General features: G+C 64.7%; 14 protein-coding genes. 5 read left to right on the forward strand and 9 right to left on the reverse strand.

The annotated features are described in order from the left end of the window. The first annotated feature begins 75 nt into the window (after positions 1-75). Positions 76-1,260 (forward strand): 4-hydroxybenzoate 3-monooxygenase, encoded by a 1,185-nt coding sequence (gene pobA, locus FEZ61_RS04570; RefSeq protein WP_017640223.1) that lies wholly within the window; start codon positions 76-78, stop codon positions 1,258-1,260. Positions 1,261-1,338: 78 nt separating this feature from the next. Further along, positions 1,339-2,115: a TSUP family transporter gene (locus tag FEZ61_RS04575; RefSeq protein WP_173147483.1), complete on the forward strand. Its 777-nt coding sequence runs from the start codon at positions 1,339-1,341 to the stop codon at positions 2,113-2,115. Here the strand turns inward: FEZ61_RS04575 and nudC are convergent. The 5 genes from nudC to FEZ61_RS04600 all read right to left on the reverse strand — a co-directional run bounded on the left by nudC (position 2,083) and on the right by FEZ61_RS04600 (position 7,007). Then, positions 2,083-2,910, reverse strand: coding sequence for an NAD(+) diphosphatase (nudC, locus tag FEZ61_RS04580; RefSeq protein WP_173147485.1), 828 nt, complete (start codon positions 2,908-2,910; stop codon positions 2,083-2,085). The genes FEZ61_RS04575 and nudC overlap by 33 nt on opposite strands. Next, positions 2,907-4,607, reverse strand: a complete 1,701-nt coding sequence (locus tag FEZ61_RS04585; RefSeq protein WP_173147487.1) for a ferrous iron transporter B — start codon at positions 4,605-4,607, stop codon at positions 2,907-2,909. Before FEZ61_RS04585 ends, nudC begins: the two co-directional genes overlap by 4 nt. Positions 4,608-5,020: 413 nt before the next feature. Beyond that, on the reverse strand, positions 5,021-5,755 hold the full coding sequence (gene dnaQ, locus FEZ61_RS04590; RefSeq protein WP_173147489.1) for a DNA polymerase III subunit epsilon: 735 nt from the start codon (positions 5,753-5,755) through the stop codon (positions 5,021-5,023). An 18-nt stretch (positions 5,756-5,773) separates the two neighbouring features. After that, a complete protein-coding gene (gene rnhA, locus FEZ61_RS04595; RefSeq protein WP_017640229.1) occupies positions 5,774-6,238 on the reverse strand; it encodes a ribonuclease HI in 465 nt (154 codons plus the stop codon). Next, positions 6,231-7,007 (reverse strand): methyltransferase domain-containing protein, encoded by a 777-nt coding sequence (locus tag FEZ61_RS04600; protein ID WP_017640230.1) that lies wholly within the window; start codon positions 7,005-7,007, stop codon positions 6,231-6,233. The genes rnhA and FEZ61_RS04600 overlap by 8 nt, the downstream gene beginning before the upstream one ends. An 83-nt stretch (positions 7,008-7,090) precedes the next feature. On the opposite strand from FEZ61_RS04600, the gene gloB reads away from it, so the two are divergent. From gloB to fabI, 3 genes are all read left to right on the forward strand, one after another. Continuing rightward, on the forward strand, positions 7,091-7,870 hold the full coding sequence (gene gloB / locus FEZ61_RS04605) for a hydroxyacylglutathione hydrolase (protein WP_093251086.1): 780 nt from the start codon (positions 7,091-7,093) through the stop codon (positions 7,868-7,870). Positions 7,871-8,015: 145 nt separating this feature from the next. Next, positions 8,016-9,650: a lytic transglycosylase domain-containing protein gene (locus tag FEZ61_RS04610; RefSeq protein ID WP_026083748.1), complete on the forward strand. Its 1,635-nt coding sequence runs from the start codon at positions 8,016-8,018 to the stop codon at positions 9,648-9,650. A gap of 193 nt (positions 9,651-9,843) precedes the next feature. Then, positions 9,844-10,644, forward strand: coding sequence for an enoyl-ACP reductase FabI (gene fabI, locus FEZ61_RS04615; RefSeq protein WP_017640233.1), 801 nt, complete (start codon positions 9,844-9,846; stop codon positions 10,642-10,644). Between the two features lie 56 nt (positions 10,645-10,700). Here fabI and FEZ61_RS04620 read toward each other — a convergent pair whose 3' ends face one another. From FEZ61_RS04620 to FEZ61_RS04635, 4 genes are all read right to left on the reverse strand, one after another. Next, positions 10,701-11,564, reverse strand: a complete 864-nt coding sequence (locus tag FEZ61_RS04620; RefSeq protein WP_064308696.1) for a formate/nitrite transporter family protein — start codon at positions 11,562-11,564, stop codon at positions 10,701-10,703. Next, positions 11,564-11,809, reverse strand: a complete 246-nt coding sequence (locus tag FEZ61_RS04625) for a hypothetical protein (protein WP_017640235.1) — start codon at positions 11,807-11,809, stop codon at positions 11,564-11,566. Before FEZ61_RS04625 ends, FEZ61_RS04620 begins: the two co-directional genes overlap by 1 nt. Before the next feature lie 95 nt (positions 11,810-11,904). Then, positions 11,905-12,285, reverse strand: coding sequence for a response regulator (locus tag FEZ61_RS04630; protein WP_173148082.1), 381 nt, complete (start codon positions 12,283-12,285; stop codon positions 11,905-11,907). A 110-nt stretch (positions 12,286-12,395) separates the two neighbouring features. Then, positions 12,396-12,608, reverse strand: a complete 213-nt coding sequence (locus FEZ61_RS04635; RefSeq protein WP_160922462.1) for a hypothetical protein — start codon at positions 12,606-12,608, stop codon at positions 12,396-12,398. Positions 12,609-12,704: the final 96 nt, after the last annotated feature.

The following is a 12,704-nucleotide window of genomic DNA, read 5'->3' on the forward strand; positions in this document are numbered from 1 at the left end:
ACCGGCGAAAACCGTCCAAAAATACCGGAGCCCCATAACAAAACGGCGATCACGCCAGACAAAAGGACAGACTCCATGCGCACCCAAGTCGTCATCATCGGCGCGGGCCCCTCCGGGCTGCTGCTGGGCCAGCTGCTCACCCGCTCGGGTATCGACAATGTCATCGTCGAGCGCCAGAGCGCCGACCACGTACTCAGTCGGATCCGTGCCGGCGTGCTCGAACAGGGCACGGTCGATCTGCTGCGCCAGGCCGGCGTCGCCGAGCGGCTGGAACAGGAAGGCCAGGTGCATGAAGGCGTAGAGTTCGCCATCCACGGCCAGCGCGAGCGCCTGGATCTGAACGATCTGCTGGGCGGACGCTGCGTCACCGTCTATGGCCAGACCGAGGTGACCCGCGATCTGATGGCCGCCCGCCAGGCCAGCGGCGCCCCTACCTTCTACCAGGCCAGCGAGGTCCAGCCCCACGAACTCAAGGGCGAGCGCCCCTATGTCACCTGCCAGGTCGCCGGTGAGACGCTGCGCATCGACTGCGATTACATCGCCGGCTGCGACGGTTTCCACGGTGTCTCGCGCCGCAGCATCCCCGACGGCGTACTCACCGAATACGAGCGGGTCTACCCTTTCGGCTGGCTGGGTCTGCTGAGCGATACGCCGCCCGCCGCCGATGAACTTATCTACGTCAATCACCCGCGTGGCTTCGCCCTGTGCAGCATGAGATCGGCGACCCGCAGCCGCTACTACCTGCAGGTGGAAGCCGGGGATTCGGTGGAGAACTGGTCGGACGAGCGCTTCTGGGAAGAGCTCAAGGCGCGCCTGCCGGCCGAGACGGCGGCCCAGCTGGTGACCGGCCCCTCGCTGGAAAAGAGCATCGCCCCGCTGCGCAGCTATGTGGTCGAACCCATGCAGTACGGCCGGCTGTTCCTGGTTGGCGATGCCGCCCATATCGTCCCGCCCACCGGTGCCAAGGGGCTCAACCTGGCCCTGGGCGACGTGCGCAATCTGCACCTGCTGCTGGAACGCGCCTATCGCAGCGGCGATGCCAGCTGCCTCGAACGCTACTCGGCGCTCTGCCTGAAGCGCATCTGGGCGGCAGTGCGCTTCTCCTGGTGGATGACCACCGCCCTGCACCGCTTTCCGGATACCGATGCCTTCACCCAGCGGGTGCAGGACGCCGAACTCCAGGCACTGCTCGATTCCAGAGCGGGTCGCACGACCCTTGCGGAAAACTACGTCGGATTGCCCTTCCCCGCACTGGATTGATCGGGATCGCCTGCAGGTGGTGACGGCTGCGCGTCTGATGCATGATGGCGCCCCCGTTCCACCTGGCGCCCTACCCCCATGCTCGAATTCGCCCTGGACCCCATGACCCTGACGCTGCTCGCCGGGGTCGCCTTCCTCGCCGGCTACATCGACGCCATCGCCGGCGGCGGTGGCCTGCTCACGGTGCCCGCCCTGCTGATGGCCGGCGTTCCTCCCCACCTGGCGATCGGCACCAACAAGCTCAGCTCCACCTTTGGCAGCGCCACCGCTGCCTATACCTTCTACCGCCGCAAGCTGTTCCATCCCCGTCAGTGGCGGCATGCCCTGGTGGCTACCGCCCTCGGTGCGGGGATCGGCGCCCTGGTCGCCCACCATCTCTCCGCGGACTTCCTCAACCAGCTGCTGCCGGTGGTGGTGTTCAGTTGCGCCCTCTATCTGCTGTTCGGTGGCACACCCAAGGCGCCGGTACTCAGCGACGCGTCCGTACCGCAGCGACGCCAGTGGCCGCAGGGGCTGACGCTGGGCGCCTACGACGGCCTGTTCGGACCGGGCACGGGCGCCTTCTGGACGGTCAGCAGCCTGCTGCTCTACCCCCTGGACCTGCTCAAGGCCAGTGGCGTGGCCCGCACCATGAATTTCGTCAGCAACGGGGTCGCCCTGGTGATGTTCATCGCCCTGGGGCAGGTACTCTGGGTGCTGGGACTGACCATGGGTCTGTCGCTGACCCTGGGCGCCTATCTGGGCGCGCGCAGTGCCATCGCCGGCGGTGCCAAGTTCATCCGCCCGGTGTTCATCTGCGTCGTGCTGGCGCTGACCGTCAAGCTAATCTGGCAGCACTGGTTCAGCGCCGCCTAGCCGCTCGACGCGATAGCGATCGATCAGAAAGCGCGAGATGGAAAAGGCCGGCGGCAGCGTCGGCAACTCGCGCAGATGGAACCAGCGTGCATCCTCGATCTCATCCGGTTGGCAGCGGATGTCTCCACCCAGATAGTCGACGTGATAACCCAGCATCAGGGAATGCGGATAAGGCCAGTTCTGGCTGCCCTGATAGCGCAGGTTGGTGACCGAGACGCCCACCTCTTCCATGATCTCCCGGTGCACACAGGCCTCCGCCGACTCGCCCGGCTCGACGAAGCCGGCCAGGGTGCTGAAGACCCCGGGCGCAAAGCGTGGCGACCGCGCCAGCAGCACCTCATCGCCGCGCGTGACCAGGGCGATCATGCTCGGGGACAGCCGCGGATACTGGGTGAGCTGGCAATTCGGGCACTTGAGGCCACGCTGGCCATCGAGGGCGAAGGTAGGGGTACCGCACTGCCCGCAGAAGCGATGCTGCCGGGCCCAGGTGCCGATCTGATTGGCGTAGCCCAGCAACTTGAACAGCGCATGGGGCGACTGCAGCATCAGCGGCCGCAGCGGCTGCCAGACGCAGCCTTCGACGTCCGCCGGCGTATCCACTTCGAGCAGAGTGACCGGCTGCGCCTGCCACTGACCCAGACCATGGTGCTCACCTGCGAACCCCTGGACGCGCGGATCGTCCGGGGCGAAGAGCACCTCCGTCCCCGCGGTCAGAAACGCCTGACCGCTATGCACGACCAGCCAACCGCCGGCGGGTTGGGCGGTCTGGAACCAGCCAGGTTGCCAGAGACTCATGCCGCAGCCGAGGTCCAGCCCAGGGCGCGGATGCTTTGCGCCGCGATATCGAGGATTTCCGGGGTGCCGTCCTGACCCTCGGTGCCACCGCTTTCGACAAAGAACTCGATGCTGCTGAGAGCGTCCGCCAGCACCTCAAGGGTCGCCGGCTCGCAAGCCTGACCACCTTCGATCAGGCAGCGCTGGATATAGCCAGTGCAGGCACGGACCAGTTCAGCGGCACGGGGATTGCCCAGGAAGAACAGCGCACCGCGGACGGTATCCAGCAGCGCCGGCACGGTGGCCAAATGCAGGGTATCGCCCCGCGAATCGAGAAAGGCGCCAATGGCGCGCTTGGCATCGGTCAGGCCCTTGTAGGCTTCCCGGTGCAGTAGCGCCTGGGCCTCGCCCAACTGGTAGTTGGCGACGCTGAGCTGGACGCCTTCGGCTTCCAGCGGCACGTCGATCAGCGAGCCTTGCCCTTCGGGCTGGCCCAGCAGGCTTTCCACCAGCAACAGGGCATCGGCCAGCGGTGCGAGATCTTCGAGCACGAGTGGCTTGTCGCGTAATTGAGAGATGTTCGGCAGGCACTGCTGCAGCACCTGACCGGCATTCTCCTGCCCGACCATTTCCAGGGTCTTGCCCAATAGGCCAACCTGGACATACAGCCGGGAGAAGTTATCGGAGCGCGGCAGACGATGCTGCTCGGCGCCCGTGCGCAGCTCGGCCTCGATGAGGTCGATCAGATCCTTGACCGTTTCCACCTCTTCGCGGATGGCGGCCGACAGCGAATGCATCACGGCATGGCCCGGACCGGCGAGACGCTTCTTGCCGGCTTCGAGCTGAGCATCGGTGAATCCGAGGCGCTCGAAGCCGTAGGCGTTCATGACCTCCTGCGGATGGGCGCCCTCGACACCAGCCAACGCCAGGAGATAGAGGAGTTCCTTGAGGGTGCTACGCGCCGGCTCGTGCAGGTCGTTACCCAGCATCTGACGCAATTCGCGATCGACCCGGGCGAACAACTGCTTGCGTTCACGCGTGGCGGTCAGGCGACCCTGGGCGAAGCCTTCGACCGTGGCCGCGGCAACCCACGGCAGGTAGCCGCCGACATGATCGTGCAGCAACGCGGCGGAGCGCTCCAGCGCTCTCGCCATCAGTCTGAGGCTGGCCGCACCGTTGACGTCACGCAGAAAGCCCAGCAGGCCGATCTGGTAGGTTTGACGCATTCGGCGCGCTTGGGCCTGACGCTCGCGCAGGCCCAAGCGCGTGGTCGCGCTGATCAGGGGGCGTTGGTCGAGACGGACGCTGAAGAAGTAGCTTTCCGGAAGTTCTGGCTCGCCGCCAGCCAGGCGCAGGGCATTGATCGCCGGCAGCAACAGTTCGGGCATCTCGTCCTGGCCGCTGCGCAGCTGTTCGAGATAGCGGCGCAGCACATGCAACCCACGACAGATCGCCATCAGGTGCTCGTCGTGTTCGGGACCGGCACCCGCAGGGATGTCGTTGGCGATCTGCAGGGTCTGGTGGGCGAGCAACTGGGCGCCTGCCAGTTCGATCAGCGTCAGGGCGCCGCGAATCTGGCCAAGACTCTCGACCGCACGCTGCAACAGGCTGCTGCAGTGCCGCTCGACGATGAAGCGTTCAAGATGGGATTCAGCTTCCTCGATGGTCGCGAACAGCTGTTCGCGGACCAAGCTCAAAGCTCTTGCTCCGGTCACCATGGTGCCTTACGCCTCCTGCGCCATTACAACCTCGCCAACGCCATTTTAAAACGGGAAGAAAGGCTTGCTATTCCAACTGGAGCCTAGGTACCTGCGTCTTCCTGACCGGGCCACCCTCATCATTCCAGGCGGACGGGGATCTGACCTCTCGCCATGCCAGGGAACCTTGCTCTGGAACGCTAGACCTGTAAATCCACAAAAGCGAAGCGATAATTCCGAATCGTCATACGAGTTCGCGGCAGAAATAAAGTTCCGCGCAATTCGAAATTCGAGGCTTCATGCGGGCTCAAATGACCAGCCTGCAGCATCTTAGTTGAACGATAGCTGAAAATTGTGAGGTCTTTCAGCTTATTCAGACGAACGCGGACGCCCAGTCATTGGCCGACCGGGCGTATGGCGAGAGGCGGAGGTGGCTATTCGGCGGTGGTGCCGGCCAGCCAGAGCGGGGTCCGTCCACAGCTCTTTTCGATGGCCGCCATGCGCGCCGCATGGGCATCGAGGTCCGCGGGGGTGGCGCTGATTACCCGGGTCCGCTGACGATCGGTCGGCAGCCGCTTGACCGGCATGACGTAATTGCCGTCGCCGTTGCCTTCCTGGCCGTGGGCCGCCAGCGACAGGCTGGTCTGGCCACCGGTCATGGCCAGGTAGACGTCCGCGAGGATCTCGGCGTCCAGCAAGGCGCCGTGCAACTCACGGTTGGAGTTGTCTACGCCGTAGCGCTTGCAGAGCGCATCCAGGCTGTTGCGCTGACCGGGGTGCCGACCGCGCGCCATGACCAGGGTGTCGAGCACCGAGCAGTGCTGGGTGATGTCGGCGCGCTCGGGATGGGCACCCAGCCGGGCGAACTCCATGTTGATGAAGCCCACGTCGAAGGGCGCGTTGTGGATGACCAGTTCGGCGCCTTCGATGAATTCGAAGAAGCTGTCGGCGATCTCGGCGAAGCGCGGCTTGTCGGCGACATATTCATCGGTGATGCCGTGGACCGCGATGGCACCTTCGTCGATCTGCCGATCTGGATTGAGATAGACATGGAAATGCCGCCCGGTCAGTCGCCGGCCGATGACCTCGACCCCACCGATCTCGATGATCCGATGGCCATCGGTCACCGGCATGCCGGTGGTTTCGGTATCCAGAACTACATATCTCATCGCTAACCTCTTGGCTGGTTACGCCTTGGCGGCCTGCTTGGCCTGCCGGACTTCATCGACACCGCGGTTGGCCAACTGGTCGGCCCGCTCGTTCTCTGGATGGCCGGTATGGCCACGCACCCAGCGCCACTCCACCTGATGGCGCTGCACCTGCTCATCCAGGGCCTGCCAGAGCTCGGCATTCTTCACTGGCTGTTTGGCGGCGGTCTGCCAGCCGCGCTTCTTCCAGTTCACCAGCCATTGGGTGATGCCCTTCATCACGTACTCGGAGTCGGTGGTCAGGCGGATCTGGCAGGGGCGCTTGAGCGCCGCCAGGGCCTGGATGGCCGCCATCAGCTCCATGCGATTGTTGGTGGTGTTGGCTTCGCCGCCCCAGAGCTCGCGCTCCGCACCCTTGAATTTCAGCAGGGCACCCCAGCCACCGGGGCCGGGATTGCCCTTGCAGGCGCCGTCGGTAAAGACCTCGACGATGTCGTCACTCATTGGATTCACTCGATTCGCGGCGGCTGATCTTGGCCACCGGCATGGGCACCAGCTTGCCGCGCGGTTCCTTGCGCGCCTGGGGCACCGGACGCAGGCCGAACATCAGCTTGCGCGCCGAGAGCAGATAGAAACCCGCACCCGCTGCCTGTTCGCAATTGGGTTCGGCTTCGCCCTGCTCCATCCAGGCCAGCCGCTGTTGCCACTTGGGGGATGAAAGCGGCGGACGATAACACCCGAAGCGGCGTTTCTCCAGCGCGAAGCCCAGCACCGACAGCCAGTCGCCGACTCGACTAGGGCCGAAACAGCGGGCCTTGCGCAGCGCATCCCGGGCCAGGTAATGACGCACGCCCCAAAGGCTCCAGGGATTGATGCCCACTACGACCAGATGGCCGCCGGGCCGGACGCTCAACGCCGCTTCGCGCAACAGCCGGTGGGGCGCCAGGGAGAAATCCAGGCCATGCTGCAGCAGGACCACGTCGGCCGCATGCTCACTCAGCGGCCAGGCGCCTTCCTCGCAGACGATGTCGACATCGCCCAGCGGCGGCCCGATGCGCACCGCGTGCCTGAGCTGACCGCAATTGGCCGGAGCCGTCGGGTGCGGTCCGTAATGGACGAGATAGCTGCCGAAATGGCGCTTGAGTTCTTCGTCGATCAGCACCCGCTCCTGCTCCAGCAGCAACTGGCCCAGGGGGCCTGCCAGCCATTCCCGCGCCGAAGTCATCAACTTCAGCCAGCGCGGATCGACCTGGGCGGAGAATTCATCGTGCATCGTCTGGTCCTCTCATACTGAAGCCTATGCCCTACCACCCACTGCTACCCTAGGGGCCTGCAGTCCGACCCGAGAGCTCATCCATGTTCGACATCCTTCCGCTGCCCGCCTTCAACGATAACTACATCTGGCTGATCAAGGACGCGGCGACAAGACAGGCGGTCGTGGTCGATCCCGGCGATGCCGCGCCCGTACTCGCCTGGCTCGACGCGAATCCCGACTGGCGCCTGACCGATATCCTGATCACACATCATCATAACGACCATACCGGCGGCATCGCCGCGCTCAAGCAGCGTAGCGGCGCCCGGGTGAGCGCGCCGGCCGACGAGCGCATCGCCGCGGTCGACCTGCCCCTGGCCGACGGCCAGCGGCTAGAAGTCCTGGGGATCGCGTTCGAGGTGCTGCGCGTGCCCGGCCATACCGCCGGCCACATCGCCTTTTATGTGGCTGGCGAACGACCCCTGCTGTTCAGCGGCGATACCCTGTTCTCGGCGGGCTGTGGTCGGCTCTTCGAAGGCACGCCCAGCCAGATGCTGGCCTCCCTGCAGCGCCTGGCCAGCCTGCCGGACGCCACCGAAATCTACTGCGGCCACGAATACACCTTGAGCAACCTGCGCTTCGCCCAGGCCGTGGAACCGGAGAATGTCACGGTCCAACAGGCCCTGGCCGAGACCCAGCGGTTGCGGGAGGCCCAGCGGCCTACCCTGCCCTCCACCCTGGGGCGCGAGCGCCGCATCAATCCCTTTCTGCGCACGGCCGAAAACGGCGTGCGCCAACGCCTGCAGGAGGAGCGCGGAGTGGCTGCGGAGGCGTCTGAGGATACCTATTTCGCCGCCCTGAGAGGCTGGAAGGACACGTTCTGACACCTATTGCCCAGGTCCCGTCACCACGCCGGAACGCGCGGTTTTCGGTCGTCGTACAGGTCACAGGCCAAGGGGTTGTTCCTTGACCCCCCGGGATGCGGTTCCTAGAATCGCCCATCCTCCAGCTCCCGGAAAGCCCAGACCAATGCCGCCAGCGACGCCGAAAACCCGCGAACTAGACGTGCTGGCCACCTCCTTCAAAGTCTCGGCGCTTTGCCTCGCGGTCGTTCTCGCCGGCTGTCAAAGCAACTCGCAGCCGGAGAATCGCGCCTATCAGGCCGATCTGCACATGACGCAAAGCAAGATGCAGCGTCCCCCGGAATGGCTGCGCAAGGCGCCGACCGCGGCGGCTACCAGCGGCGACATCTGGGACCGGGTGCGCGACGGCTATCAGCTCCAGGGCGCAGGCGACAACGGTACCAATCCGCGCATCGATCGCCAGCGCCTCTGGTATGCGAGCCATGAAGCCGCCCTCGCCCAATCCTGCAGCCGCGGCGCGCCCTACCTGCACTACATCGTCGAGCGCCTCGAAGAGCGCAACATGCCGCTGGAACTGGCCCTGCTACCGGTGGTGGAAAGCTCCTTCAATCCCAATGCCCTCTCGCGCAGTGCGGCCTCCGGTCTGTGGCAGTTCATTCCCACCACCGGCAAGTATTTCAATCTGCGCCAGACCCGCTTCTATGACGGTCGCCGCGACATCACCGCCTCGACCAATGCCGCGCTGGACTACCTGAGCAAGCTGCATGACATGTTCGGTGGCGACTGGCTGCTGGCCCTGGCCGCCTACAATGCCGGCGAAGGCACGGTCGGTCGTGCCATCGAACGCAACCAGTCACTGGGTCTGCCGACCGACTACTGGAACCTGTCCTCCCTGCCGCCGGAGACCCAGGACTACGTACCCAAGCTGCTCGCCGTTTCCCAGATCGTGCGCAATCCGGACGCCTACGGCCTGGCCCTGGAGTCCATCCCGAACGAGCCCTACTTCGAAGTGGTGGACATCAAGCAGCACCTGGACCTGGCCCGGGTCGCGGAACTGGCGGACCTGGACGCCAACGAACTCTATCGTCTGAATCCCGCCTACACGCAGCGCGTGACCATGGACGGCCCCAAGCACCTGCTGGTGCCGGCGGAAAAGGCCCAGCGCCTGGTCGCGACCCTGCCCGACATCGCCCCCGAGGCCGTGGTGCAGTGGCAGGAATACCGGGTTCGCCGCGGCGATACCCTGCGCAGCGTCGCCAAGCGCAACCGCGTGAGCGTCGAGCAACTCGTCGCCCTCAACAAGCTCAGTGGCAGCAGCCGCCTGGCCGCTGGCCGGGAATTGCTGATCCCACGGCGCGAGACCGGCAAGACCACCACGCCCCTGGAAACCATCGCCGTGGCCGAAGAGCCCGTGGTACGGACCTACAAGGTGCGCACCGGCGACAGCCTCTGGTCCATCGCCCGGGCCAACGAGGTGGAGCTGGGCGATCTCAAGCGCTGGAACGATCTCGGCAAGCGCGGCCTCAAGGTCGGTGAGACCCTGAAGCTGCACGGTACCGGCAGCGGCACCGCCACGGCCGTGGCGATGCCGGCCTCCTATACCGTCAAGGCCACCCAGGCAGCTGTCAAGACGACCAAGAACGCCAAGGCCGCGCCCACCTACTACCGGGTCAAGGCGGGCGATTCGCTCTACCAGATCGCCAAGCGCTACAACATCGGCGTGCAGGCGCTGCAGGACTGGAATCCACGCGTGGCCTCCGCCCTGACCCCCGGCCAGACCCTGACGCTGTTCCTCAACTGAGGCGCGACCGCTCACCGCAGCGGTCAACCAGCGCTTTTGTCCCGGGTATCGACCTGCTACCTTACCGCCCCACCCGTGCCTGACCCCTAGCGGAGCCAGGCCAGATCTCGCTCTGACCTGCGCAGAGCCATGCCCAACCCGGACCTCAGCCCTTGGCGGCTGCCCGGGATTCAACACAGAAGAGGAAAAAACCATGGGATTTCTCGCCGGTAAGCGCGTTCTCATCGTCGGCGTCGCCAGCAAGCTGTCCATCGCCTCCGGCATCGCCGCCGCCATGCACCGCGAAGGCGCCGAGCTGGCCTTCACCTACCAGAACGAGAAGCTCAAGGGTCGCGTCGAAGAATTCGCCGCGGGCTGGGGTTCCAATCCCGAGCTGTGCTTCCCCTGCGATGTCGCCGATGACGCCCAGATCGAAGCCGTGTTCACCGAGCTGGCGAAGAAGTGGGACGGTCTGGACTGCATCGTTCACTCGGTCGGCTTCGCCCCTGGTGACCAGCTGGACGGCGACTTCACCGCGGTGACCACCCGTGACGGCTTCAAGATCGCCCACGACATCAGCGCCTACAGCTTCGTCGCCCTGGCCAAGGCCGGTCGCGAGATGATGCGTGGCCGTAACGGCAGCCTGCTGACCCTGTCCTACCTGGGCGCCGAGCGCACCATGCCCAACTACAACGTCATGGGCATGGCCAAGGCCAGTCTGGAGGCCGGCGTCCGCTACCTGGCCGGCAGCCTCGGCCCGGAAGGCACCCGCGTCAACGCCGTGTCCGCCGGTCCGATCCGCACCCTGGCCGCCTCGGGCATCAAGAGCTTCCGCAAGATGCTGGCCGCCAACGAGCGTCAGACGCCCCTGCGCCGCAACGTGACCATCGACGAAGTCGGCAACGCCGGCGCCTTCCTCTGCTCCGACCTGGCGTCGGGCATCAGCGGCGAGATCCTCTATGTCGACGGTGGCTTCAACACCACCGCCATGGGTCAGCTCAACGACGACGAGTGATCGAAGCAGCTACCTGATCACCGCGAAGGGCCTGCAATTTGCCGGCCCTTTCGCTTTCAGGTGTCGCTGCGCACCTGGGCATGGCTGATCAGCGCAAAGATCAGACTGCCGCCGACGATGTTGCCGGCCAGTGTCGGCCCGGCGAAGGTCAGCCAGAAATCGCCCCAGCTCGCCTCTCCGGCGAACACCAGGTAAGCCACCTCCAGACTGCCGACCACGATGTGGGTGAAGTCCCCCAGGGCCATCAGGTAGGTGATGAGCACGATGATCCAGATCCTGGCGTGCTCCGCAGCCGGCAGCATCCAGACCATGGTGGCGATCATCCAGCCGGATACGATGCCCTTGGCGAACATCGCCGAGGCATCGTTTTCCATCACCTTGGTTCCTATCTCCAAGAATTTCGCGTCGGCCTTGGCATCGAACAGCGGCAGATGGAGGATCACATAGGCGACCAGGATGGTCCCGAGGAGATTACCCACCAGTACCACCCCCCACAGCCGCCCCAGGCGACCGAAGTTATGCAGGGTGGGTTCGCTCATCACCGGCAGCACCGCCGTCAGGGTGTTTTCGGTGAACAGTTGCTGACGAGCCAGGATCACCGCCAGGAAGCCGGCCGAATAGCCAAAGCTGGCGATGACCTTGCTGTAGCCGCCCTCGGGCAGATTGGCGTTGAGCAGCCCCATCGCCATCAGCGAGAGCCCCATGGTCAGGCCGGCGGCCAGCGCCGACCAGAACAACGCCGCGATGGTCCGTTCCAATTCGTGATCACCCTGGGTGCGGATGATCTCGTGGAGCACCACGGCGCGTGGCAACTGGTTTTCGTCGACGTCCTCTTCTTCTTCGCGACTCAGCTCCGGGTCATCCGGCGTGGACTCCTGGCTCTGTCGCGGTTCTTCGTCCCGCTCCTGGTCTCTCTTCATCAGACGGCCTGCTCGTCCCAGAGGAGTTCATCGTCGTCGCCGATCTCCGTCACGCGATTGAGCGCGGCATCGGCGGCCTCCTCCGCTTCGGAGGCGAGATCGAAATGACGCTCCGTCGCGACCTTGTGAAAGGTCGGATGGGCATCTTCGCGCCGTGCCTTGACGGCGATGACCGCTTCAAAACCCTGTTCAGCCGGAACGGCGGACGAGATCGCTTCGTGATGAGTGAAATGCTTGATGGCCATGGACGCCGTTGTCTCCCAACCTGAGGCGACCGAACTGGTCGCACCTGATCAATAGACTGTCCTGGCGGAAAAACGATCTATGGGAAAGTAGCGGATCAGGCGCCGAACAGCTTCTGCACCTGCAGGTGAAGACGCTCGAGGGAGAAGGGCTTGGTCAGCAAGGGGACCTTGCCCAGCAACGGCGAACCGGTATCGATGATTTCGGCGGGATAACCACTGATGAACAGGACCTTGAGGTCGGGACGCAACTTGAGGGCGGGCTCGGCGATCATCACGCCGGAGACGTCATCGGGCAGGCGAAAGTCGGTGATCAGCAGATCGAGACGCGGCCGACCGGCCAGGATACGAAAGGCTTCGAGCGACGAGGGAGCCTGTAGGACGGTGTAACCCAGCTCGGCAAGATAATCCGCCAGAATCATCAAAATCTGCGGCTCATCCTCGACGACCAGGACAACCTTGCTCTGTTCCGCACTCACCATCTAACCCCTGTACCCACACGCTCGGCCCCGTTGGACAGAGGAGGCCTATAAAGTTCCATTCTAGACAGAGGTTAGGGGCCGCCAGACGCACCAGCGGCCCTAGACCCTTACTGCTGCTTCTTCTGACCTTGCTCATTGAGCGTGGTCTTGCCGGCACCGGTCGCAGCACCTGCGCCTTCACCGGTCTTCTGGCCAGCCGGGGTGCCCATGCCGGCACTGTTGGCCTTCGGCGGATTGCCTGCACCTTCGGTGGCGAATGCAGCGCCACTGGCAGCGATCAGACCAGCAAACATCAAAGCAGAGATTTTCTTCGCGTTCATGGTAGGACTCCGGGTTGTTTGGACACTGTTTAGGCAGGCCAAGCGCCGATTCGTTCTCTACCCGATAACAGAGGCGATGTAACCGAATACTAAAGA

Source organism: Pseudomonas sp. MS15a(2019), from assembly GCF_013277805.1.
Taxonomy (GTDB): domain Bacteria; phylum Pseudomonadota; class Gammaproteobacteria; order Pseudomonadales; family Pseudomonadaceae; genus Chryseomonas; species Chryseomonas benzopyrenica.